The sequence below is a fragment of the Brucella daejeonensis genome (genome assembly GCF_014199265.1).
In the GTDB taxonomy this organism is placed as follows: Bacteria; Pseudomonadota; Alphaproteobacteria; order Rhizobiales; family Rhizobiaceae; genus Brucella; species Brucella daejeonensis.
In genome coordinates this window covers 1-21,390 of the sequence record NZ_JACIJG010000024.1, presented here as the reverse complement: position 1 = coordinate 21,390, position 21,390 = coordinate 1, and the positions used below count along the sequence as shown (strand labels likewise).

The window sequence follows — 21,390 nt, the reverse complement described above, 5'->3', positions numbered from 1 at the left end:
CGACTAGCTTGGCAGGAGCTTTTTCCCCTCGGTCCGCAAGGTGCCGTCTGGCCCGACATGCCGATAAAGGGTCGATCGGGTAATGCCTAATTCTCGGCATAGTTCCCCGACCTTCGTTCCCGGCTGGCTCATCGCAGCCATAGCCAAACGTAACTTCGCCTTGGTCATTTTCGGCGGTCTCCCTCCTACTCTCCCGCGCGCTCGCGCAGCAGAGAGGCCCGCCACAGTACGTTCTATTGTCAGTTCGCGTTCATACTCAGCCAGAGCGGCGAAGATCCCGAAAACCATCTTGCCCGCCGGCGTCGTCGTGTCGATTGATGCGCCATGTCCGGTTAGGACCTTCACGCCGATGTCTCGCGCTGTAAGATCATGAACCGTGTTCACCAGGTTGCGCAGATCGCGGCCGAGCCGGTCGAGCTTCCACACGACAAGCGTATCCCCTCGCCGCAATGCTTTCAGGCACGCCGCAAAGCCCGGTCGATCGTCGCGTTTCCCCGACGCCAGGTCCTGATAGATGTTGTTCGGATCGACTCCCGCTTGCACGAGACTATCTCGCTGCAGGTCGAGACTCTGCGAGCCGTCCACCTTCGATACACGCATGTAGCCGATTAGCATTCAGCCCCCTGTGCCAAAAACGGTCATTTTTGGGACAAATGTCAGTGTGTGCCATATCACCTCCCGAATCTGTCAGAAAACCCGTAACAAAAACAACATATCAAAAACGCCAGTTTTGGGACAGCGTTTTACGGCGGCCTTCGGCCGCAGGGTTTTCCCACAGGCTCCGGCCTTCTCTACGGCGCCATTGGGGGCGCGCTCAGGCCTCCGCCTGCTACGCCTGCTTTCCCTCGAAAGCAGGCTTCGGCCCTCCGGGCTGGAAAAACCCTTACTGCATGGAAGGCCGGCTTCGCCGGCGACTATTTCCTTGTTGAAATGCACCGATCCTCGATCCGGTCAAATTGCAGAGCCTCGCCATGCTCGCGGGCTCGCCGCTGCGCGTGGCTCCGGTTTCGGTCGCAAGCGACCGAATTTGACCGGATCGGGCGGTTCGGTGCCATCCTGACCTATCGGGACGAGGGGCATCGCCCCTCGCCCGTTGGCGAGAAAGTTCGATCCGCCTCCGGCGCGGATCGAACAAGGGGCAAGTCCTATTCGAGGAGAGACAGGGCACGTATGAGCCCGCTTTCACTGTCGGGCGTCCAGCGTTGATAGTCGTAGACGCGGACAATGGTGCCGGCGGGTTCATCAGCGCTCGAGATGAGCGGAACGATCAGCTCGGGCAGCGTATCGAGCGATACACACGGATAGCAATCCAGGGCGCCATTTGGGCGTTCGAGCTCCACACGAAACAGGTGGGTTTGGGAATCAGTCATTGAACTCTCCGTCTCAGGGAAGGCGAAAGGGAAGCCCCCGCCGAAGCGGGGGCCGGGTGGATCAATCCCAGGGGATGACCGCCATCAGGCTTTCGTCATCCTGCCCCGGATAGCGGCCCAGGTTCGCGTTCAGCTTTGCAAAGCCGGTGTTGACGGTGAGCGTATAGTATTCGCCGCCCCTCTGGTTCTTCTTTTTCCAGATGCCGCCGATCTCGATCCGGCGGTTGCGCGGGGACTTCGCGTAAAGCCGGTAGACCGGAGCCTGAGGGTTCGTGCTCTCAATCGGCTCGCCGGTGATGTCGATGTCGAAGGTCAGCGTTGCGAGGTTGCCGGTCAGCGTGTCGGTTTCGGCGTCGATCTGGATGAAGTTTACGAGGTCAGACATTGCGCGATCTCCTTTGCTTGCGTTGTCGATGGACACGAGAAAGGACCGCACAAAGACCGGGCTGCACCCGAAGGGCCGCAGCGCAGCGGAGGACGGCATTGGCGGGCGATTTTGACTCGCGAGGAAGCGCCGCAGGCGCGGGGAAAATCGTTCGGTTATGCTGTTGCTGGCCGGGCGGACGGTCCTAGTGGCCTATTCGATCGACAACGCTGCCATGCAAAGGGATTTGATCGCTATGTCTTTGCTCTCGTCCCATTTCATTCCATAGCCGAAACCGGCATTTTGACCGGCACGGCTTCACAGTGTTCGTCCCGACGACATTGACATCAATGGCCTAGGCGTCGCGCGCACGAAACTTCCTGCTCCGTGCCGCCAGCTACGCTACACAGCTTTCGCGCCCGTCTATCGAAATGACAGTCGGCAATCTGGAACATGAACCAGGCCGGTAGCTTGGTCCTTCACCTCAAACTGTCAGCGCCGCTTTGCAAAGCGTGCACAGCTCCCTACATCTTGCCGGCAGGACCTCGATGCCAATGACCATCATCGGTATTCGCGCCGTCCCCCCGGCCTGCTTCGGCGGGGGCTTCCCTTTCGCCTTCAACAATTCGAGCGCCCTAGTTCATGGCAGATTTCGCCAAGGCCCGCAGTGTCGGCGCGAGGTGCAATTCACCCTTCGGCGAGCGGTACAGCATTGACAGGAAGTAGCGCGCCGGCTTCGCGATCTCGGCCGCGCCCGGCTTCAGCGCGGCGGACCGCACCAGCTTCTCAGCCACGATCGCGAGCGCCGCGGCCGCGTTCATCCGGCCGGCGACCTGTACGCCCGCGACCCATGTTTCGCGCGGTATTTGTATGAGCGCCCGGATTGTGTCGGCCTGCCCCTCCAAATCGCGCCAGGACGAGAAACTGATGCCATATTCGGCCTGAAGCTGGCGGCAAGCTAGCCGTAGCAGATCAAGGGTGGTTGCAGGATCATCATCACTACGTTCCCGGTCTTGCGCAGACGGTTCCGCTCGCACAGGCTCTTTTTCGAGAGCCCATTGATCGGCGGAGCCGATCTCAGAACTAAACTGAATCGATCGTGCGTTAGCGCGATGCCGTTCTCTTCTTACTAATGTCGTGGGGGTTGTAGTTGTATATGGGGGGACAGAATTGTCCTGCGCGGGGGACTCTTTACGGCTTTGATCGGCAGAATCATCATTCTGTGGCGATGACCCCGAAGGTTGCTCGGACGGCTCATACAGTGCAAGTGCGTCCTTTAGGAGGTCGACGAGCTGCGCAAGGTAGTCAGGATTTGCCCTCTGTTGGTGAAAATCGACTACGAGCGCATTGAACTTCTCCTCGAAACCCTGCGTCTCATGACCATCACGGCGAAGCTGTTCGAGCGCATCGACGATCTGCCGGGCGACACCTTGGCTTTGCCGTGTCGTCTCGCGCATCGATCGCCACTCATCGACATGAGCGCTCGCCAGTTCTTCGAGTTCCGCGAGCCGCGCTCTGGCGGGCGAGAAATCAAGGCCGAAGCTGCCCCCGCCTTCCCGATTTACATAGCGGCGACCGGTCGGGCTGTCGCGATAAGCGACAATGCCCGCCTCCACGAGCGAACGAATGGCGCGGGTGACGGTTTTCTCGCAGACGCCAAGATCATAGGCCAAACGGGCATTTGATATGGCGACGACGGGACGCTTGCCCTCTGTCCAGTCCTCTGCCGGGGAGATAGCAAGAAGCGTGTCGAGGATCTGGTAGGGATAGCCTTTTATGCCAAGGCGACCGGCGCATTTCTTTAGCGCGCTCGCAACCTGCGCCTTGGTCGCGGGGCGGTTGTCTTCCCTCATGGCAAGGGCAGCGCTGGCAAGAATGCCAGGCGTCACCCTTCTGAAACTGGCGATGGTCTGCATCGGATTCCTTTCTGAAATCCGGGCAAAGCTCACCCGTTCGCAAAAGCTGCGCTCGATATTGACAGTGAGGGAAAGGAGCCTTAGATTGAGACTTGAGTTTTTGAGATGGGTCTCTCGGAGCGACGGCAATCGCTTCTAAGATCATTCTTTCCCCCCGATGTAGCTTGCTGCGTCGGGGTTTACTTTTTCCGGGTTAGGGTTTCTCCTCGTTCCAAATCACACGACTCGCAATCGCGTCAGCCGCAAACGCTAACCGATTTGCTTGATAAAGCAAAATGATTCGGGAAATTTTCCGAGCTACAGCTTTCAAGCGAACCGGTCACAACTTGACAAGCGCTTGCGTCGTAAGGGTTTTTCCTAAACCCAAAGCCTGTGGGATCGCATTGTCGCACAAGCGCAATCGCATCATCGTGGCCGGCTTTACGAACACTTCCGGCACTGATCATCAATGACTGATTCTCTCGGTACTGGCGAATCTGCCCGCATCGTTACCCACTGCCAGGGAGAGGTGGAAGGGTTTGGGAAGGAGGAGGAGGGAACCGTCCCTCCTTCCCATGGGAGGGTGTTTGAGGGAGGGGCGTACCGCCCTTCCCTCATGGGGTGAGATTGAGAGGGGGGCCTGTGCCCCTCTTTCATAAGCTGTGGCGATCGGTCGATCCGATCGGCGCGGCTCCCCATAAGACAAAGACAGGAGACGGCGAATGCCGGCTCCTGTCTGCGAATGGCTCAAAGGTTCATCTCATTGAGCAACGCGTCAATTTCGGGATCGAAATTGTCTTCACGGCCCTCGAAATAGCTGTCCGGAAGATCCCCCTCTGCGTAGTCGCATTCGGTGCAGATGATCGTATGGTTTTGATTGATAGAACCGCCTTCGCAGGTTTCCCAATAGCGTTCAAAAGCCTCCCCGGCGCACTCGGGGCAAGCGACGACCTCCAGATCATTGTCAAGGTCGAAGCCACCGGGTTCAACGCATCCGCCGTAAACTCTGGTCATGATGATCTCCTTTCGTGAACTGACGAAAGGAGCCCACGCTGTAGGCCAGAGGGGTCAAGGACCGCGTAGCGGCCGCAATGCGGCGAGCGGGGGAACCGATTTTTTCAGAGCGGAGAGAATCGAAGCGGCGGAAAAATTGGGGGAGACCGCGAAGTCCTTTACGCCGGATGGCCGGGCGTATCGTGGGCCAGTCAGAGAGAGAAGAGAACCACGGCGCCGACCAGGCGTCGTGTCCATGTGGGCCGGGGATGGTTTGGAAGGGGGTCTTCACCCCCTTCCATGGGAGGGTGTTTGAGGGAGGGGCGGGACCGCCCTTCCCTCATGGGGGAGAGTTAGAGAGGGGCGGCTTGCCCCCCCCTCTTTCGAGGGGTTTGGTCCGGTCGATCCGGGACAAACTCCTGTGCCCGCGATTTGAACCGGGCCACTAGCGCCCGTTGGATACGCGGCGGCCAGCACGATAAAAGCGCCTGCGTCAAAGGGCTGTCAGGATCGCGGTCCATGACCTCCTTTGTGTAACCAAGATTCCAGCGCTTCCACTGAAATGAATTCTTCATGTCAGCCTTCGGCCTCTATCGGACTTGAGGACGGGCAGCCTCGATAAAGGCTGCGATGGCATCTTTCCGCGTGGCGAAACCGTCCCGCATAGGGCGATCATCATTGAAGATCACAAACCATTCGCCGGTTACGAAAGTGCAATCGATAATGCCGCCTGCGTCATGTGGGTTCGTCATCATCCCGTTCGGGATTTCGCTCCATCCCGGCACGAAAGAATTCAGGGTCTCCAAATCAGTCATAGGCCGTCCTCCTTCATGGCATGGCGAGCAAGCTCCGCCTTTTCCGCAATAATCCGGTGCAGTTCCGCAACTCCGGCCTCAAGGCAGGCTCTCCCTTCGAGATGCCGGAATTGCATCCAGAAGGCGGCGCGTTCCTCGCGCGCCGGTCCTATGCCTGCCTGTTGTTCCAATTCTCCAATGGTGCCCATGGCTCATCCTTTCCCGCGCCGCTCAAGCGGCGCGACGTTCCTCGATCTCGTCAACTTCGGCTGTGATCTCGCCCGCGTCAGGCTGAAGGCTATGCAGATAGGTAACGGCACGCTCTGCATGGGATGCCGCCTGAAAAATCGCCCGTTTGTCGTTGTTCAGGACCTTGAGCCAACTCGCGATATAGGCGGCATGATCGTCGCGGGGATCGATGGCAAGGCCAAGATCGGCGGCTAAAAAAACGCTCCCAAGTTCGGCACACAATTCTTCCCGCGAATATCCCTCATCGCCCCATTCTTTGCGGCCAAAATCCCGAGCAAGGCGCGACGGGTGGCGGGTCCAGTGGATGCATTCGTGCCCAAGCGTGGTCGCATGTGCCTCGGCCGAAACAAAGGCGTCAAAAACCGGCATGCCGATAAAATCAGCATCGATCCGGTAATACGCCTTGTTTCCACCTTCGCGGATGTCAGCGCCAAGGTTGGCGAAAAAAGCATCCACTTGCGGAATGCGTTCCTTGCTCTCTGATCCTTCTGGCGCGGTCGCCTTGGCGTAATACTGCTCTGGCAGGTCATCGATCTGATCGGCGCAAAAAACGCTATATCCTTTCATGAAAGGAATGCGCTTTTCGATTTCCTCGCCGCTTTCTGTCGTCTCCGTGCGCTCGATGGCGTTCGCATAGACGACAAGAGCCGATTTCTCGCCTTTGCGCACTTGCCCGCCAAGCTCCTGCGCCTGCTTGTAGGTCATCCAAAACGGCGAAGAATAGCCGCGCTCGCTGGCTTCCATCCACAAAAGCACGGTATTGATACCGCGATAGGGAACGCCATTATGCCGCAACGGGCGGACCGGCGTTCCGCAAGCGCCCCATGGCTGCATCCATGGGCGAGTACCCTGCTCAAGCTGTTCAATAATCCGGTTGGTGATCCGCTCGTAAACGTCAGCGCGGGGCTGTGTGCTGCTGCTTTTGGACTGTTTGCGCATGGTGTTTTCTCTCCTGATCCGCGAAGCGGTCTTCCTGTCCCGGTGAGGGGCAGGAGCCCGGCTCCTGCTCCCGAGCAGTCGGCGATCCGACCGGAGAGAGGGGGGCAACAGGCAAAACCGGAGGGGGATCACCCGCCCGAAGGGACAGGTTGCGAGGATCCGCGCGGGACGCGCAAATCCGCGCACCTGGTCCTGCACAAGGGGGAGTTCGCCGGCAACGCCGGCGAGCTCGCCCGCGGAAGGACGGGGAAACCGGTTTTGCCTGTTGCGGGGGAGAGACCGGCGGCCGATCTCTCCCCCTCTAATTAACAGCGTGAGCCGCTAAGCGGCTCGCATCGTCGAGGCCGAAGGCCGGGAAAAGGCCAAGGCCGCCGAAGCGGCCTTGGCTGCACCGCGTTAGCGGTGCTGGTCCCGATCCCACTCGGTTTTGACCGTCAGGTCTGCCTCGAAGAAGAAGGGCAGTTTCACCGCGATTTTCAGGGCGATACTGCCCCGGCGGAAGAAGTTACTGACGATCTTCGCGAGGAAAGTGCGGAGGCTGCGGCCGGTGGCTTGGAGATATTGGATAAAATTCTTCATGGTGGTAGCTCCTGTGATCTGCGTTATTGCGGAGTTACGCGAACGCCCGGACAGGGGCTTGCACCCGGAGGGGCGCAGCGCAGCGGAGCACCTTGGCGGACATGAATTTTGTTGCGCGAGGAGCGCCGAAGGCGCGGGGAAAATTCTTGGCTGACAAGGTTGCTGGCCCCTGGCCGGGTGGTAGTCTACGCAGCAATGAATAACGCAGCTCACAGGAGCGGGGCATGAAGCACATTGTTCCCTCCAAGCCACCGGCCGTAGCCGGTTTCAACGCGGCAGGATTGGAACATTATTGCGCTGGCCCGACGGCCTCATGCGGTGAAACTGCCCTTCTTCTTCGAGGCTGCGCGCAGCGCGTGGGATCGGGACCTGCGGCGCGATCGCGCCGCACCCAATGGCTTCGGCGGCCTTGGCCAGCGACCATATTCCGCGTCAGTCCGATCGTTACCCGAATGGGCCGAAACAGGCTGGCCGCGCGCCCTGTCCGGAACAGGCCGGGATCGGCACGCTTGCGTGACGGTACTGGCCGTTGTGTAGGCAGGCGCGCGGCCTGACTGGTTCGGTGAGCCGGTGCGCCAGAACCGGCGAATAGAGCGGCGGTGCCGTAAGGCAGACGCCCAATAGACGCCCCTGCTTTTTTCTAATTGTCATGAGGCTGCGGATGGTCATATTCAAAGTTGATGCGGCAATACAACTTATGCTTTCCAAGGGTCGCCGTTCGTGATGTACGTACCGCGATCCGTCATGACGTTAATTACTCCGCTCCATTCGGTTTGCCTGACGAGCGGAATCTAGGACCGAACGGCCCTGCGCCAACGCCTGCGCTGACGAATTTCCCCGCGCCTGCGGCGCTTCCTCGCGAAGCAAATTCGCCAGCCTTTCGGCGTCCTCCACGATGTTGCGGCCCTAACGGGTGACGCATGTCCCGTGTTCGCTCCGGTGTTTCCGCATCGGCAACCGAAAAGAGGAGTAATACCGATGACTGACCTCGTGAATTACATCAAGATCGACGGCGACAAGGTCGCAGGTAACATCGCCACGATCACCTTTGATATCGACGTGACCGGCGAGCCGGTCCACAGCGAAAACCCGGCGGCTCCGGTCTACCGTCTTTACGGCAAGTCTCCGCGCAATCGCCGGATCGAAGTTGGCGGCATCTGGAAGAAGAAGAACCAGCGAGGCGGCGAATACTACACTCTTTCGGTCAACACCGGTTTCGCGAAGCTGAATGCGAACCTCGGCCGCTATCCGGGACAGGACGACGACACCCTGATGGCGGTCATTCCTTGGGACTGACGCGGAAGCGGGCGGCGCTCAGCGCCGCCCGCCTTTGGCTGCTTATCGCAGCCGCGTCGATCTTCCCCCTTGCATGCGCGGCATAAAGTTGATTCTGCTTTATAAAGCGAAAATGCAAAGAGGAAGCTCGGAATGAGATTGCCGCGACTGCTGTTGATTATACCCCTCCTGTTCGCCCTCCCCTCGGGCGAAATGTCGGCGCAAGCCGCCGATACGAACTGGCCGATTTGCGGTCGCGGCAAGCGTATCACCTGCATAGTGGACGGCGATACTTTCTGGATGGATCGGGTCAAATACCGTCTTCAGGGCGTGAACGCTCCTGAAGCTGGCGATGGCGCGCGCTGCGCCAAAGAGCGGAACATGGCAGACGCTGCCACAGTGCGGCTCCAGGAGCTTATGCAAAGACCGGGGCTGACGTTTCAGCGCCGGGGCAATGACCGCTATGGGCGCGTGCTTGTGACTGTCCGGACCGCCGACGGCGAAGACGTCGCGGCGCTGATGGTCAAGAGCGGACACGGGCGAACCTATTACGGCGGATATCACGATCCTATGGAGTGGTGCCGTTATTGAATGCACCAGTGCTCGGCTTGTGCAAGTGGTGGGTCCTCGCCATGCTCGCGGGCATTGCCCGCTGCGCGTGGCTCCGGTCCCGGCCTGAAGGCCGCCCTTGCACAAGCCTGCGCGCCGGCGCGGTGCTGAAAGCATCGGGACGAGGGGCATCGCCCCTCGCCCGCTGGCGAGGAAGTTCGATCCGCCTCCGGCGGCGCGGATCGAACAAGGGGCATGAGAAAACTGGCGGAACGCCAAGCGCCCGGGCAGGTTCGATACCTGGCCGGGCGCTAATGGGTTTTTTGGGGGAGCTGGCCGCGCCGGAGAGGAGCGCGACCAGCTAACGGCTTATTCAGCCGCTTCGGGGAACTGTTGCTCGGCTTCGACCTCGGTCATGGGAATGCGAACCGGTTCGGGAAGCCAGCCGGTGTTTGCAACCATCCGCTCGCCAATGGCAACGGCCTCGGCCTTCTTGCCTGCTGCTCGGATAGCCGTCGCGGCTTCTTCCCCTTTCACCTCGGCAACCACAGCCTCGATGCTCTTTTTGTTGAGGTGGGAAAGATAGGCATCGCCGGTCGGTTCAAACCAGTTGCGCATATCGACATTGAGGGCGCGGCCTATTTCGTTGGCATGAGCAAGAGCCTTGTCGCGTCCATGAAATTTCGCTTCCACGGCATTGAGGCTATGAGAGGCGGCGAACGCCAGCAAGACCAGCAACTGGTCGCGAGGCTGATCAAGGCACCATTCCCATAGATCGGCGGGATTGCCGGGGATATGATCGCCATAGCGTTCCTTCAACTCCTGAAACGCAATCCCGGCCTTGCTGTTTTCGGGCTGCTTCATTGACCCTTCCAAGGGCTGATAGGTCAGCTTGATTTCCAAGGCGGTGTGTTCACTCGCATAGCGATAGACCGCGCTCAAAAGCAGGGCATGAACCACGGCTGCGAGGGCTATATCGGGATTGTCGGCCAGTTCTACGCGAAGGGCAGCGGTCTTCTGCGCTGTCAGGTCCTCGACCAATGCCGCCGTATGGGTCAGCTTGATCGGCGCCGCCTCGCTTTCGCTGCTACCCTCATTCTGGCCGCTGTGCTGGCCTTCCTCCTGCTCCTGCTGTTCATCCTCATCGTTGACAAGGCCACGATGCACGGTCGCCCGCCCGTAGTAGTCGAGGCAAACGATCGCCCCGGCGCGCGCCAAATCCTCCGCCTTATAGGCTTCCTGCCGGTCCTTGAGGCTGTCCATTTCCTTTTCGATGGCTTCAAGCTTCGGTTCGGCGTCCTCGTCGGCGTCTCCTGCCTCGATCAATTCGGCAAGGCTGTCATATTCCTCGGCAAGCTGATCAAGCCGCTCCTGATCTTCTGCGCTGATATCTACAGGCTCCGGATAGACGCGGCTCATGCTGTAAATGTCGTCCGGCTGTGCGGAATGGACTTCAACCCATTTCCAGCCCTCAGCCTTGACGCCTTCGGCTTCGGTTTCAAGCTTTTCGAGCACCAGCCTTTCGACTAGGCCGGAATCGGTGGCATAGCCGCCGCTCTCACCGTCGAACAGATCGCGGCGAACGGTCCCGCCAGCCGCTTCAATGGCATCCAAGCCGCCAATGAAACGGATACGCTTGTCGGAAGCCGGGATTTCCTCGGAAGCGAGCATGCGCTTGATGGTGTGGGCATAACGGTTGTAACTGGCGAGGCTATTCCAAACCTGCTCCTGCCGTTCGTGGTCATCCGTGATGGTGAAGGCTGCAAGCTCGTCATAGCTCATCTCACCATTGCGGAAGAGATCGAACAGGACCGGCGACACGCGTGCCAGCGCCATGCGGCGCTTCACGTTTAGCTCCGTGGTCCCGAAACGTACTGCGATTTCGGCGGGGCTTTTTCCCTCTTCGGCCAAAGTCTTAAAGGCCATGAACTCGTCGGCAGGGTGCATTCCCTTGCGGACGAAATTTTCAGCAAGGCTGATTTCGGTCGCGTCGTCGCCATCCCACAGGCCGCAATCGACGCCATGGGTCTTTCCGATTTCGCCCTGCTCTGCAAGCAGATTGAGGCCAGCCAGACGCAAACCGCCAGCGGTGACGAAATAGCGGCCCTTCTTTTCGCCCGGACGAATGACAAGGTTATGGATCAGCCGAAAATTACGCGCCTTTATTGAAGCGGCCATTTCCGCGATTTCTGCCGCCTCGTAGGTCTGGCGCACGTTCCGGGGGTCGTGGTCGAGCTTGTTGAGCGGCACTGTGATGTTGTTGGTATCGGTCATGATGTTATCTCCTATTTCCCTTTTCCCGCGAAGCGGTCTTCCTGTCCCGCAAGGGGCAGGAGCCCCGCTCCTGCTCCCGAGCAGTCGGCGATCCGACCGGCGAGAGAGGGGGGCAATGGTGAAAACCGGAGGGGGATCACCCACCCGAAGGGCCAGGTGGCGAGGATCCGCGCGGACCCGCGCAAAATCCGCGCACCTGGTCCTGCACAAGGGCGAGTCTGCCGGCATCGCCGGCGAGCTCGCCCGCGGAAGGATGGGGAGACCGGCTTTCGCCATTGCGGGGGAGAGACAGCCGCACGGTCTTTCCCCCAGAGCGTAATCAACACGCTTGCGCAGCAAGCTCCGCTATCATCTCTTTGAGACAAATCGCTTCTTCGAGCGTTAGGGCGACATGGCGAAGCGCTTGAGCGATATGAGAAAGCGAATGAAGGTCAGCGACCCGATGCCCCGGCGCATCGAGCCATGCCTTGCGCTGCTTGTTCCCAAGCCACCGGCAGCGGCGGACTGGTCATTTGAAATCAAATGGGATGGCTACCGCCTTGCGGTCCATGTCGAACCTGATGGCGTCCGAGTGCTGACCCGAGGGGGGCACGACTGGACGCCAAGATTCACACACATTGCCGACGATGCGCAGCAACTCGGCCACGATACAATGATCCTTGACGGCGAGGCCGTGGTTCTGGATGAACAAGGCCGATCAGATTTCGGATTGCTGCAGCAAGCCCTCGGCGGACGGGGCGGCAAGCGTTTTGCCCGCGAGGCAATATTCTTCGCCTTCGATCTTCTCTATCTCGACGGCCGCGATCTTACGCGCGATCCCCTGTCCGAGCGGCGGCAGATGCTCGAAAAGGCACTGAATGGCCGTCAGGGCATAATACGGTACTCTGAATCGATAGACGCGGACGGAAACCAGCTCCTCGAGCGCGCTTGCGAACTCGGCCTTGAGGGAATTATCGCGAAGCGCCTCGATCGTCCGTATCGTTCCGGCCGTCATGGCGAATGGCAAAAGATCAAATGCGTGCAGAGCGACACATTTGCGATCGTCGGCTACGAGCCGTCAGAAGCAATGCGCGGCGCGGTCGCCCGTCTGCTGCTTGCAGCTCGTAAGGGTGCGGAGCTGGTCTATGTGGGTGGCGTCGGTACCGGCTTCACGCACAAGTCCGCACGCGATCTGAAAGCCATGCTGGACAGGATTCCTGCCGGAACGCCCCCTGTGGCTCTGAAGCGAAAGAATGCGGTGTTTGCAGAACCACGCTTTTTCGCGGAAATCGAATATCGCGGGTGGACGCGCGAGCCGAAGCTACGCCACGCCTCATTCAAAGGGTTACGAGAACCTGCCGATAATTCCGAAGTGTTCGAACTGAAAGACTAGCCAACGCCGGAACCTTTCCTATTTTGCTTAGTTAAGCAGAATCGCTATGAAGGTGGGAGTGGGAGGATTGCAGGGGAACGGTGTTGAAGGGCAGGTTTGCCCGAAGGTATTGGTTGTCGAAGATGAACCGCTAATACGTCTCGATGCGGCCAGCTATCTAGCGGAGGCGGGATTCACGGTCTGCGAAGCAGCGGATGGCGAACAGGCATTAGAGCTTCTGAACTGCCGCGATGATATTCGGGCAGTCTTCACGGATATCGAGATGCCAGGATCTATCAACGGTCTCGATCTGGCGGCGGTTGTCCGTGAGACCTGGCCGGATATAACAGTGATCGTGACTTCCGGCCGGGTTCGACCGAACGGTGAACTGCCGGAAGGAGCCGATTTTTTTGAGAAACCTTACGAGCTGTCGCGAATCGTTGACCGGCTCAGCCGGATTGATGGTCGTAACCTATGAAATTCAACAGACGGATATTCTTGCTCGCAGCCGGCTCGATGCTGACTGGCTGTGCTTCCTCGGAAACGGAGCGGGTTGGATTGGATCGGCCAGCACCTTCGAACCGAGGCGGACAGACAGTGGACTATGAAACAAGCGAGCCGGCCGGAACGATCATTGTCGAGCCATCACGGTATGAACTGCTGTTGATACAGGGCGGCGGCAAAGCCCTCACCTATCCGGTCGGCGTCGGGAAAGCAGGCCACAGTTTCAGCGGGCGGGCGACAGTCGGCCGCAAGGAAGAATGGCCTAAGTGGACGCCGACGGCGAACATGATTGCCGCCGATCCTGACGGCAAGGGCCGACTAGCGGGCGGTGTGCAAGGGGGTGCGGCGAATCCTCTTGGCGCTCGCGCGCTCTATCTGTTCCAGGGCGGTCGGGACACGCTTTATCGCATTCACGGCACGAATGATCCAAGTTCGATCGGCAAATCCGTATCGAGTGGATGCATTCGCATGTTTGACCGTGATGTGATCGATCTATATGAGCGCGTGCCGATCGGAGCGCCGGTGATCGTCAGGGGATGACGGTGTTCCTGGGATCGTTTGTGGTATTTCGGGCTTCCGCGAGCGATCTTACCATAGGTAGCTGCAACATGTATTGATCCACGACCATAGCAACCACAGGAGAGGTAACACCTGCTCCGTTTGACCTCAAAAGCGCGCTTGCCAGATCATTTATCGCTCTTTGCCAGTTTGGCGTCTGAATGTCGTCGTATAAGGCCTTCTTAATCTCGCTCTCTGGATCAGGGCGGTGTGTAATGAATCTCGCGAGTGAGGCCATGGCCTGCACTTTCGCCAAATCCTTAGACGCTCCCATTGAGTAAGCTACAGCATCAATGTTTGACCATTTCCGCTCTGCCATTCCCCCGGCCAAACAGACGGCTATTTCTCTGACCAACATTTGCCAAACATCCTCAAGCGTATCTGCAGCAATCACTGGATTTCTATGAACGGACAATCCTAGGTCGCCATCAACTGCCCTGCGATAAACAGATACGCCCACAATTTCCGCACCGAGAACTGATGCAACAAGGGCGTGACCGGCTTCGTGTTTCGCGGTGGAGCGCCGTCCTTGCGGTGTATAGAGCCACCAAATCCATCGCGTGAGCCGTCGAAGCCATTGGATGCATATAACAGCGCTCAGCGTCAAAAGCACGGCTAACACCGCGCCTGTAAAAAAAGCAAAGTTCAATGCGTGATCGACGTCAATTGGAGCGTCAGATGCAGGTGGCGGTGCAATCATGCTATTATAGCGCCTGTGCAATTAGATCAAAGACGCGGCTTGGCAACCTTGTCCATATCGACACCCTGTTTCAGCTTTGCCTCGATCGCGGCGTCCAGGGCGGTCTGATGACCATAGGCCCGCTTGACATCGACAAGGGTGAATTCTGCCGAGTTTAGTTCGGGCTGGAATGTGCTCATGCTGACGACCATGATCCCGTCGCACCGGTCATCCTTAATAACAGAATTTCGCTCCCCAACCTGATATTTCCCTAAGTACTGCCATTGACTGTGAAAGAATGCTGCGCATGGCTTCTGCGCGATCTCAATGTTTCGATTATCGGATGACCGCTGGACTTCTACAAAATCGCAAAGGCTTCCTTCGTTGACGCGATTGCAATTTTCCTTGGTTTTGGGAGCTTCGGTATCCGAGACCAAGCGGCCATTCGCGTAGAGATAGTATAGCTTGAGGAATCCGCCTTCATCTTCGACAATAGAAGGCTGACCGTATTTCTCGGCAACTTGCTTTCGGAAAACGTCTGCGGTCGTAAAGGTCTCAAATCCCACGATACGACGAATCGAAAGCGCTCTGTTATCGTAGACCTCGGAAGCAAAATTCACGTAGACCTGATTCTTTCCGTCACTAGTTCCAGAAGCGATCTCGTTGACGAACTCAATCTCGGCGCGTGCGCCTTCAGGCGTTGATACCGATCCCTTCAGCCGGGTTTCTTCCGGCTCACGACCGTCCGGAAATTCGGCCTTCAGCTTCGTCTTTACGTCCTCTATCGTATCGCCGGGGTGAATACCGAGAATATCGAAATTGACCGATTTCTCGAAGCGGTCGCCGGCGGGGCTCCTATCGACGGTCTCGAAGGTCTGCGCGATCGCCGTCGAAGCGGTCAGCGCCGTGATGGTGGCTGCGATGATAAGGCCGGTCCTCATGTCCCCTCCCCTCCCTTTTATCGCCAGACAAGCGGAGTAGGCTTGCCGTCAGCGATCGGCATGTCCGACTGACCGCATGTCTTGCCCTTGTAGGTCATACCTTTGGAGACTGGTTTTCCTTCGTCAGTGAGGCAAACTGCGGTCAGGTCATAAGGATTTTTTTGGGCGGTTGTGCAGCCTGCAAGGCCGACCATGGCAAAGGCGATGTAAGCGAATTTCATATGCGGCAACCTCGTTATAGCTGACGGGAATAGCGATACTTAGCAAACTGCCGCATAAAGCATCAACCGTATCTGCTACATCTCGAAGGTCTTGCCTCTTTCATGGCCCTGCTGGTGGCCTTGTGCCACCTGCAGGGTGTTCGCCTGCTCGAAGGATTCGGCGCGTGAGACGATGAACTGCGCGCGCGAAAAGCCCGCCGTGAACGCCTCAAGTCGTTCCGGCGAAGCATTCGGAATCGCACGCGAAAGGCGGTCCCGGTCGAGCTCCAGCGAACCGGGAGCGCCAAAGCGGTCACGAATGTTGGCGATAAAGCCGCGCAATTCGGTCAAGGCTTGCTTATGGTCGCCCTGTCCGAGCACCGCGCCCAGCTCGTGGGCGGGTGTCTTTTCAATCCGGCCGACCAGCTCGCGGGCAGCGGGTGACAGATCGTTGACCGGCTCGCGCATAAGAGTGCGAAAGCGCTCTTCGTCGCGACGAAGGTCCACGGCCAGGGAGCCACGTACCTGCCCGTAATCATGGAGCGCAGCGACGGCGAGCGGAACGGCAGCAAGCGCCTTTTCGCGGGCCGCGTCATCGCGGCCGAAAAGGCTGCGGTTGCCGTGGAGCGAGCCGAAAGCCTCCGGATTGGTTCGCATTTCCTGCGCAAATTCGGAAACGGGACGGCGTTCAACCTCGATGCGGTTGCGCAATTCGGCAAGGACCGCTTGCGGATCTTGCCAGACTGCCGAAACCGCCGTCTCAAGGCGGCTGTTCGCGGCCTGCATGGTCGGCCGGGCCGAAATCCTCTCCGCCACGGTCTCATCGATGCTTCGCGGCCAATCGGTAACGGCGGCAATGAGCGGCGCTTGTGCCTGCTCATACGCGGGTTGGAGTTGGCGAGGATCGGAAGCGGTGAAGGAGAGCCGCGCGCCTGATTCCGGGCGCGGCTCCGGCAGATCGACCACGTTGCCTATGATGATCGCGCCATCATCCCTCTGCATCATGAAGTTGCGACCGGCCGCACCGCTGAAGACGCCGCGATAATCCTGCCCCGGTTCGGTCGTCGCCATATATATACCGTCCCATGCCGTGACGTGCGGGGCCTGCACAGGGCGGAAGCGCTCAATAGCCTGCTGCGCGACCTCGAGCGCGTTCACGCGATCGGGGTCGGTGATTTCCGCGAACATGCGACGCATGGGCGCCAGGTCGCCGCGTTCATGGGCGGCGACTGAGACGAACGTCATGCGTTCGTCGGAAATCACGCCGAATTCGAGCGGATGCCCTGCCCTTTCGGCAAGGGCCGCGAAGAATTCACGCTGAGTCCGGCCGTTGCCTTCGCGAAAAGGATGGATGGAATTCATCCGGGCGAAGGCGTCGGCCGCTTCCGTTGCGAAGGTTTCGCGATCAAGGCCACGCAAGAAGTTGCGGGATTCGAGATCCGACATGAGGCTATTCAAGCCTCTGTCGATCTCGTTGCCGATCGCGAAATCCTTACCGCCAATCTTGTGCATGGCAGGCATTGAGGCCTGCGTACCGTCAGCGAAAGTGAATGGATGATGGCGCAGCTCGCCCGCCCATTCGAACACGTCCTGAAACAAGTGCTTATGAAGCGCCTGAAGATGGGCCGTATCGAAAGTGGGTTTTGGGCCGAGACCGCTTCGCAGTTCGAGAAGCCGGATCGCAAGAACCGGGTGCTCGGCCGCTTCTAGCGCCTCGTGTGTCTCGGCCCCTATCTTGTTTCGAAGGGTCTCGCCGTCGGCGAGCGTAAACGACATGCCTACTGGATGCCGAGAATGGACTTAACGCGCGGCATCATCTCGTCAAGCTCGATCTCGCCAGCAATGAACGCGTCAAATACCGGCTGGCATGCCGGATTCGGGCGAAGACCTTCCATAGCGTTAGAACGAAATGCGCTGCGAACCATCTTGCGACGGCGCTCCATTTCCTCGGCGGTGATGGCCGGGGTCTTCTGCTTGAGGGCAAGAGCCATGATGTCCTCTTGATCGTTGCACAGTATGTGGAAGTCGGTCACATCGGCCTCGCCTTTCGCAAAAGCGAGCGCCTCCTTTGCTCCTTGCAAAATCCGTGATCCGGCCTTGCTCATCACTTTGTCCTGTCAATGCGTCCGCACTTTTCTCGCAAATAGCGGCGGAAACGTATCAAAATCTGATCCATGAACGGGCCGCTGAACCGGCCTCGCGGCTTCTGGTTCGGATCGAAGTAAAACGATCTTTCCAGAACATCATAATTGTACTCGCTGACCGTAATCCAGCCAGCCTTGAAATCCGCCAAACCGGCCCGGCGCAATTCCAGCGCAGGGATTACTAACGCATCCTGATCGGGACGCGGTTGGGTCGAGGATATAGGCAAGATGATCAGATGCGTGATACCCTGCTTGCTGTCCTTAACGACCATTGCCAAGCAGACGGGCCGCCCTTTTTCTGCGTTCGTGCGACCTTTCTGCGCCTGCCACTCCCACAGATATTCATACTCCACGATCTCGCCATCGTCGAACTGCTTAGTCATCCTGCGGCTCGTCCGATACATGCGCGAGGCGCTTATCCAGTTCCGACAAGAGCATGTCGGCCAACTCGGGCGGGGTCTCGCTCGTCCGGTAGACCTTTCGAGGATCTTCCGTGCCCTTTGTCATCCGCTCATATAGCTCCACCGGCATGACAACCACGGAAGCGCGACCATGTTTGGTCAGAACGATCGGCTCACGCATGGCCTCATCGTGATAGCGCCCGAAGTGCCGAACGAACTCGACAGAGGAAATTGTTCTGTCATTCATGGTTTAGCCTTCATTCCCTCGTTTTCTGGAAATTCTGTAATAGACAGATTTTACAGAAAAGTCAAGCCTTTTCGGTGGCTTGGCCGGCATGGGTGGCCTATCTGATCAATCCCAACCGCTCGCCTACACTCGGATCGGATTTCTGCCCTGCCTCTTCGAGCATCGATACGATGGCCGAATGCTTCAGGCCGCGAATCTCGCAACCCTGCCTGTGGGCTTCCTCAACAAGAGATTCCAGCGTGGGAAATTCCTCAAGGAAGGCTCCAAGCCAGACTTCCGGCTCTTCCAGGTCCGAATCCTCGGGAATGAACCCATGCAGGAAGAATGTCCGCAAGGGTTTGTCATAGCCGATAACGGCTTCGTTGTCGGTGCGCCCTTTATTATCCAGTTCAATAGAATAGCGGCTCATGTTTTTCCTCAACTCCTGATTTTAGGCCGGTAACAAGTCTAGTTGCTCTGGCGGTTGATCTTCCTCCGGCCCTTGCCAGATGATGCGATTTCCTTTCCAGATCGTCACGAAAGCACCGCCACGCTTTGGCGCTTCCTGTGGTTTCGCCTCGAAATTTCCGCATCGATAATCGCCGTTCGTTGCTGAGAAGGAAACCTTTCCGCCTATCAACACGCGGTCGCATGTCCCGCTCGGCCGCTTCACCCGTCGCCCTTTCCCGGTCATCTTGAAGAGCCGATATTTGCTCTCCCAGGACTCAGACGGCGCGCACCAATGCCGACACAAGCGGCATTTCCCGTCGATTGCGGGCCGCTCGCTATCGAGCGATGGCCCGCCATTATGTCCCATACCGCTCATAATCGCTCTCTCAGAGCCGAAGCGCGATGCAAAGGGCCTGATTGGCCCGGTGACACGCAAGCGCATAGGCGACGATCTGTGCGATTATATCGGGATCGGCTGCGCCTGCCCCTTCTGCCCTGCTCCGAAACTCGGCGGAAAGCTCGTTATCATCAGTTCCAACATGGCGGTTTCCGACAAGCCAACGAATTTGACCGGTCGGGACCTCGGCGCGGGCGGTAACGGGCAACGCTGACACGCGGCCCTTGCGCCCACTGGCGGCGGCTCCCGCCTCCTGAGCCTCGATTTCGGTCGGGAAATAGGCTTTGACCAGCTCGCGGCGCTGCGCCTCGTGGCTGGCGACAAAGGTAAGTCCGCCGTCTTCTTGATGGTACAGGCACCAATCGGCGGCGTTTCCGCCGAAGAATGGATCGCCTGTCCCGAAAAACTCCATCGCCTGAAAAATCGTGATGCTGCTCATTGTGGGTTCCTCGCTCATGGCTTGCGCAAGCGCATGACGCGCCGATTGGTGAGAAGATCGCGGCGGGTCTGGAACGTGTATCCGTCCCAATCCTTCCAAGACTCCCAACCGCTAGGCGTTGCGCGCCCGTACCAGACGCGCACCTTGACCGTTTCCGCGTCGATCTCGCTCGTAATCGAGACGGTGAAACTTCCCCCTAGATTTGAGGGGGTATCGAAAACTGTGATGCTTTGCGGCTCACGCATGCCCCTGCCCTCCCCCGATCCTGACGACAACCTTGCTGCGTCGGATCATGGGCCGTCCTTGCATGTCCCTTTCGCTCCGCTCGATCACAAGGCGGACAATATCGCCGGTTTTCTCTGTGATCTTGTATCGGCGCTGACGGGTTACGCCCTCGCGCCAACCTCGTTCGACAATCGCCGCGATATGGCGTTTGTCGGTTGCGGTGATGTGATAGCCTTCCAAAAGGCTGATGCTGATTTTCGACATTGCCCGCCCTCCCCTCACAGCAAGGCCAGTTGCTCGGCCTGCCGCATTATTTGCGGCATGGGTCGGGCGGCGATCCGGTCACGTTCGGCCTTCATGCGTTCGCGGCATTCGGCAAATTCAATGCAAACGATCTCGCAAAGGGGGGCAACGTCCTTCCATTTGTCTTGATAAAAAGCCGTGTCGATACCTGCGCCGCCCACCATTTCAAGGCCGGTCTGACGCTCGAAATCGACGCCGCGCCCCTTCTCAAGACGTTGGTAAAGCTGCGTTCCGGAATAGCGAAAGCTGGCGGACTGCTGCGGCACGATGAAAGCGCCATAGTCGGCAAGCTCAGAAGCGATATCGATAACGTGAAGCTCGAAGTCCTGACCGCGATAACGCGGGCCATTCCCCTGCCGCTTCACCCTCCCGAACGGCGGGTTCCCTATGGCGCAATCATACCGGCCTAGATCAAGCTCGCGCCAGTCGAAGACATCGGCATTGATCCAACGGGCCTCCGGCAAGAGTTTGCGCCCGATCTCCACATAACGGGGGTTGATCTCAACGCATGTGATATCGGCTCCCCTACCGCCGCCCCACAGGCTGCGATGATGGATGAAATAGCTCAACATGCCGATGCCTGCGCAAAGGTCGATCACGCGCCCGCTGCGCGTATCGATCTGGAAATCTGCTGCCAAGTCCCACGGCGTGAAGAATGCGCCAGCCGCGCCGGTCTCGAAGTTTGCGCCCTCATGCCAGTTCTGGAAAACAAAATCCTTTTCGTCCTCGGTCAGGCGGTCCTTTGTCAGGATCGCCTCTGCCTCGGCATGGGCCTTGCGCTGTGCTTTGCTGAGTTTCGCCATGGTGTTTTCTCTCCTGATCCGCGAAGCGGTCTTCCTGTCCCGGTGAGGGGCAGGAGCCCGGCTCCTGCTCCCGAGCAGTCGGCGATCCGACCGGAGAGAGGGGGGCAACAGGCAAAACCGGAGGGGGATCACCCGCCCGAAGGGACAGGTTGCGAGGATCCGCGCGGGACGCGCAAATCCGCGCACCTGGTCCTGCACAAGGGGGAGTTCGCCGGCAACGCCGGCGAGCTCGCCCGCGGAAGGACGGGGAAACCGGTTTTGCCTGTTGCGGGGGAGAGACCGGCGGCCGATCTCTCCCCCTCGAGACAAACAAGCAAGAGCCGCAACGCGGCTCTCCGTTCCTGATTATTTGGGCGATCTTGGCGGGGCTGGCGGCGGGAGAACAGGCTGTTGGGGGTCGGTTCCGGCTGGGGGCGAAATGACACTCTAAGCGCCCTTGGGAATCTCCTTCAACGGGAATTTCTCGATTGAACCCGAAGTAGTCACAT

27 protein-coding genes are annotated in these 21,390 nt (G+C 58.8%); 5 read left to right on the top strand and 22 right to left on the bottom strand.

Annotated features, from left to right (window positions below; genetic code table 11):
- Positions 1–3 precede the first annotated feature (3 nt).
- From FHS76_RS19875 to FHS76_RS19835, 9 genes are all read right to left on the bottom strand, one after another.
- On the bottom strand, positions 4–615 hold the full coding sequence (locus FHS76_RS19875) for a recombinase family protein (RefSeq protein ID WP_100560289.1): 612 nt from the start codon (positions 613–615) through the stop codon (positions 4–6).
- A gap of 530 nt (positions 616–1,145) precedes the next feature.
- A complete protein-coding gene (locus FHS76_RS19870; RefSeq protein ID WP_100560287.1) occupies positions 1,146–1,370 on the bottom strand; it encodes a hypothetical protein in 225 nt (74 codons plus the stop codon).
- 61 nt (positions 1,371–1,431) lie between these two features.
- Positions 1,432–1,755, bottom strand: a complete 324-nt coding sequence (locus FHS76_RS19865) for a DUF736 domain-containing protein (RefSeq protein ID WP_183657140.1) — start codon at positions 1,753–1,755, stop codon at positions 1,432–1,434.
- A 614-nt stretch (positions 1,756–2,369) separates the two neighbouring features.
- Positions 2,370–3,650, bottom strand: a complete 1,281-nt coding sequence (gene repC, locus FHS76_RS19860) for a plasmid replication protein RepC (protein ID WP_100560285.1) — start codon at positions 3,648–3,650, stop codon at positions 2,370–2,372.
- Between the two features lie 726 nt (positions 3,651–4,376).
- Complete coding sequence (locus tag FHS76_RS19855; protein ID WP_151591908.1) at positions 4,377–4,643, bottom strand: hypothetical protein; 267 nt, start codon at positions 4,641–4,643, stop codon at positions 4,377–4,379.
- A 569-nt stretch (positions 4,644–5,212) separates the two neighbouring features.
- The gene (locus FHS76_RS19850) at positions 5,213–5,437 is read right to left on the bottom strand and encodes a hypothetical protein (protein ID WP_100560283.1); all 225 of its coding nucleotides are present in this window, start codon (positions 5,435–5,437) and stop codon (positions 5,213–5,215) included.
- Positions 5,434–5,625: a hypothetical protein gene (locus FHS76_RS19845; RefSeq protein WP_100560281.1), complete on the bottom strand. Its 192-nt coding sequence runs from the start codon at positions 5,623–5,625 to the stop codon at positions 5,434–5,436. The genes FHS76_RS19850 and FHS76_RS19845 overlap by 4 nt, the downstream gene beginning before the upstream one ends.
- Positions 5,626–5,647: 22 nt before the next feature.
- The gene (locus FHS76_RS19840) at positions 5,648–6,604 is read right to left on the bottom strand and encodes an ArdC family protein (protein WP_183657137.1); all 957 of its coding nucleotides are present in this window, start codon (positions 6,602–6,604) and stop codon (positions 5,648–5,650) included.
- A gap of 396 nt (positions 6,605–7,000) precedes the next feature.
- Positions 7,001–7,183 carry a hypothetical protein gene (locus FHS76_RS19835; RefSeq protein ID WP_100560277.1) on the bottom strand — a complete coding sequence of 61 codons (183 nt, stop codon included), beginning with the start codon at positions 7,181–7,183 and terminating at the stop codon, positions 7,001–7,003.
- 978 nt (positions 7,184–8,161) lie between these two features.
- On the opposite strand from FHS76_RS19835, the gene FHS76_RS19830 reads away from it, so the two are divergent.
- Entirely contained in the window at positions 8,162–8,479 is a 318-nt protein-coding gene (locus FHS76_RS19830; RefSeq protein ID WP_100560273.1) for a DUF736 domain-containing protein, read from the top strand.
- A 132-nt stretch (positions 8,480–8,611) separates the two neighbouring features.
- Complete coding sequence (locus FHS76_RS19825; protein ID WP_113731491.1) at positions 8,612–9,049, top strand: thermonuclease family protein; 438 nt, start codon at positions 8,612–8,614, stop codon at positions 9,047–9,049.
- A gap of 327 nt (positions 9,050–9,376) precedes the next feature.
- On the opposite strand, the gene FHS76_RS19820 is transcribed toward FHS76_RS19825, so the two are convergent.
- Positions 9,377–11,281 (bottom strand): ParB/RepB/Spo0J family partition protein, encoded by a 1,905-nt coding sequence (locus FHS76_RS19820; RefSeq protein WP_183657133.1) that lies wholly within the window; start codon positions 11,279–11,281, stop codon positions 9,377–9,379.
- A 424-nt stretch (positions 11,282–11,705) separates the two neighbouring features.
- Between FHS76_RS19820 and ligD the strand changes: the two genes are divergently transcribed.
- From ligD to FHS76_RS19805, 3 genes are all read left to right on the top strand, one after another.
- The gene (gene ligD, locus FHS76_RS19815) at positions 11,706–12,653 is read left to right on the top strand and encodes a non-homologous end-joining DNA ligase (RefSeq protein ID WP_235992792.1); all 948 of its coding nucleotides are present in this window, start codon (positions 11,706–11,708) and stop codon (positions 12,651–12,653) included.
- Positions 12,654–12,699: 46 nt separating this feature from the next.
- Positions 12,700–13,110 (top strand): response regulator, encoded by a 411-nt coding sequence (locus FHS76_RS19810; protein WP_183657131.1) that lies wholly within the window; start codon positions 12,700–12,702, stop codon positions 13,108–13,110.
- A 119-nt stretch (positions 13,111–13,229) separates the two neighbouring features.
- Complete coding sequence (locus FHS76_RS19805; protein ID WP_235913277.1) at positions 13,230–13,676, top strand: L,D-transpeptidase; 447 nt, start codon at positions 13,230–13,232, stop codon at positions 13,674–13,676.
- Here the strand turns inward: FHS76_RS19805 and FHS76_RS19800 are convergent.
- From FHS76_RS19800 to FHS76_RS19745, 12 genes are all read right to left on the bottom strand, one after another.
- On the bottom strand, positions 13,666–14,394 hold the full coding sequence (locus FHS76_RS19800; protein WP_183657129.1) for a M41 family metallopeptidase: 729 nt from the start codon (positions 14,392–14,394) through the stop codon (positions 13,666–13,668). The genes FHS76_RS19805 and FHS76_RS19800 overlap by 11 nt on opposite strands.
- A gap of 26 nt (positions 14,395–14,420) precedes the next feature.
- Positions 14,421–15,314 carry a hypothetical protein gene (locus FHS76_RS19795; RefSeq protein WP_183657127.1) on the bottom strand — a complete coding sequence of 298 codons (894 nt, stop codon included), beginning with the start codon at positions 15,312–15,314 and terminating at the stop codon, positions 14,421–14,423.
- 17 nt (positions 15,315–15,331) lie between these two features.
- The gene (locus tag FHS76_RS19790) at positions 15,332–15,535 is read right to left on the bottom strand and encodes a hypothetical protein (RefSeq protein WP_113731766.1); all 204 of its coding nucleotides are present in this window, start codon (positions 15,533–15,535) and stop codon (positions 15,332–15,334) included.
- Between the two features lie 75 nt (positions 15,536–15,610).
- A complete protein-coding gene (locus tag FHS76_RS19785; RefSeq protein ID WP_183657125.1) occupies positions 15,611–17,290 on the bottom strand; it encodes a Fic family protein in 1,680 nt (559 codons plus the stop codon).
- 2 nt (positions 17,291–17,292) lie between these two features.
- Positions 17,293–17,619, bottom strand: coding sequence for an antitoxin VbhA family protein (locus FHS76_RS22645; protein WP_235992790.1), 327 nt, complete (start codon positions 17,617–17,619; stop codon positions 17,293–17,295).
- The gene (locus FHS76_RS19775) at positions 17,619–18,062 is read right to left on the bottom strand and encodes a hypothetical protein (RefSeq protein ID WP_235992789.1); all 444 of its coding nucleotides are present in this window, start codon (positions 18,060–18,062) and stop codon (positions 17,619–17,621) included. The genes FHS76_RS22645 and FHS76_RS19775 overlap by 1 nt, the downstream gene beginning before the upstream one ends.
- A complete protein-coding gene (locus FHS76_RS19770) occupies positions 18,034–18,306 on the bottom strand; it encodes a type II toxin-antitoxin system Phd/YefM family antitoxin (protein WP_183657108.1) in 273 nt (90 codons plus the stop codon). The genes FHS76_RS19775 and FHS76_RS19770 overlap by 29 nt, the downstream gene beginning before the upstream one ends.
- A 97-nt stretch (positions 18,307–18,403) precedes the next feature.
- A complete protein-coding gene (locus tag FHS76_RS19765) occupies positions 18,404–18,715 on the bottom strand; it encodes a hypothetical protein (RefSeq protein WP_183657105.1) in 312 nt (103 codons plus the stop codon).
- A gap of 406 nt (positions 18,716–19,121) precedes the next feature.
- Positions 19,122–19,571, bottom strand: a complete 450-nt coding sequence (locus FHS76_RS19760; RefSeq protein WP_235992787.1) for a hypothetical protein — start codon at positions 19,569–19,571, stop codon at positions 19,122–19,124.
- Between the two features lie 14 nt (positions 19,572–19,585).
- Positions 19,586–19,816 carry a hypothetical protein gene (locus FHS76_RS19755; RefSeq protein WP_183657102.1) on the bottom strand — a complete coding sequence of 77 codons (231 nt, stop codon included), beginning with the start codon at positions 19,814–19,816 and terminating at the stop codon, positions 19,586–19,588.
- The gene (locus FHS76_RS19750) at positions 19,809–20,060 is read right to left on the bottom strand and encodes a hypothetical protein (protein ID WP_183657100.1); all 252 of its coding nucleotides are present in this window, start codon (positions 20,058–20,060) and stop codon (positions 19,809–19,811) included. Before FHS76_RS19750 ends, FHS76_RS19755 begins: the two co-directional genes overlap by 8 nt.
- Positions 20,061–20,074: 14 nt before the next feature.
- Positions 20,075–20,902, bottom strand: a complete 828-nt coding sequence (locus FHS76_RS19745; protein ID WP_183657097.1) for a class I SAM-dependent methyltransferase — start codon at positions 20,900–20,902, stop codon at positions 20,075–20,077.
- Positions 20,903–21,390: the final 488 nt, after the last annotated feature.

Coding starts and splice junctions, on each gene's coding strand:
- FHS76_RS19745 (WP_183657097.1), bottom strand. CDS start 20,902: ATGGCGAAACTCAGCAAAGCACAGCGCAAGGCCCATGCCGAGGCAGAG.
- ligD (WP_235992792.1), top strand. CDS start 11,706: ATGAAGGTCAGCGACCCGATGCCCCGGCGCATCGAGCCATGCCTTGCG.
- FHS76_RS19825 (WP_113731491.1), top strand. CDS start 8,612: ATGAGATTGCCGCGACTGCTGTTGATTATACCCCTCCTGTTCGCCCTC.
- FHS76_RS19755 (WP_183657102.1), bottom strand. CDS start 19,816: ATGCGTGAGCCGCAAAGCATCACAGTTTTCGATACCCCCTCAAATCTA.
- FHS76_RS19865 (WP_183657140.1), bottom strand. CDS start 1,755: ATGTCTGACCTCGTAAACTTCATCCAGATCGACGCCGAAACCGACACG.
- repC (WP_100560285.1), bottom strand. CDS start 3,650: ATGCAGACCATCGCCAGTTTCAGAAGGGTGACGCCTGGCATTCTTGCC.
- FHS76_RS19790 (WP_113731766.1), bottom strand. CDS start 15,535: ATGAAATTCGCTTACATCGCCTTTGCCATGGTCGGCCTTGCAGGCTGC.
- FHS76_RS22645 (WP_235992790.1), bottom strand. CDS start 17,619: ATGAGCAAGGCCGGATCACGGATTTTGCAAGGAGCAAAGGAGGCGCTC.
- FHS76_RS19770 (WP_183657108.1), bottom strand. CDS start 18,306: ATGAATGACAGAACAATTTCCTCTGTCGAGTTCGTTCGGCACTTCGGG.
- FHS76_RS19765 (WP_183657105.1), bottom strand. CDS start 18,715: ATGAGCCGCTATTCTATTGAACTGGATAATAAAGGGCGCACCGACAAC.
- FHS76_RS19855 (WP_151591908.1), bottom strand. CDS start 4,643: ATGACCAGAGTTTACGGCGGATGCGTTGAACCCGGTGGCTTCGACCTT.
- FHS76_RS19835 (WP_100560277.1), bottom strand. CDS start 7,183: ATGAAGAATTTTATCCAATATCTCCAAGCCACCGGCCGCAGCCTCCGC.
- FHS76_RS19850 (WP_100560283.1), bottom strand. CDS start 5,437: ATGACTGATTTGGAGACCCTGAATTCTTTCGTGCCGGGATGGAGCGAA.
- FHS76_RS19870 (WP_100560287.1), bottom strand. CDS start 1,370: ATGACTGATTCCCAAACCCACCTGTTTCGTGTGGAGCTCGAACGCCCA.
- FHS76_RS19795 (WP_183657127.1), bottom strand. CDS start 15,314: ATGAGGACCGGCCTTATCATCGCAGCCACCATCACGGCGCTGACCGCT.
- FHS76_RS19830 (WP_100560273.1), top strand. CDS start 8,162: ATGACTGACCTCGTGAATTACATCAAGATCGACGGCGACAAGGTCGCA.
- FHS76_RS19820 (WP_183657133.1), bottom strand. CDS start 11,281: ATGACCGATACCAACAACATCACAGTGCCGCTCAACAAGCTCGACCAC.
- FHS76_RS19875 (WP_100560289.1), bottom strand. CDS start 615: ATGCTAATCGGCTACATGCGTGTATCGAAGGTGGACGGCTCGCAGAGT.
- FHS76_RS19800 (WP_183657129.1), bottom strand. CDS start 14,394: ATGATTGCACCGCCACCTGCATCTGACGCTCCAATTGACGTCGATCAC.
- FHS76_RS19810 (WP_183657131.1), top strand. CDS start 12,700: ATGAAGGTGGGAGTGGGAGGATTGCAGGGGAACGGTGTTGAAGGGCAG.
- FHS76_RS19840 (WP_183657137.1), bottom strand. CDS start 6,604: ATGCGCAAACAGTCCAAAAGCAGCAGCACACAGCCCCGCGCTGACGTT.
- FHS76_RS19785 (WP_183657125.1), bottom strand. CDS start 17,290: ATGTCGTTTACGCTCGCCGACGGCGAGACCCTTCGAAACAAGATAGGG.
- FHS76_RS19845 (WP_100560281.1), bottom strand. CDS start 5,625: ATGGGCACCATTGGAGAATTGGAACAACAGGCAGGCATAGGACCGGCG.
- FHS76_RS19750 (WP_183657100.1), bottom strand. CDS start 20,060: ATGTCGAAAATCAGCATCAGCCTTTTGGAAGGCTATCACATCACCGCA.
- FHS76_RS19775 (WP_235992789.1), bottom strand. CDS start 18,062: ATGTATCGGACGAGCCGCAGGATGACTAAGCAGTTCGACGATGGCGAG.
- FHS76_RS19760 (WP_235992787.1), bottom strand. CDS start 19,571: ATGAGCAGCATCACGATTTTTCAGGCGATGGAGTTTTTCGGGACAGGC.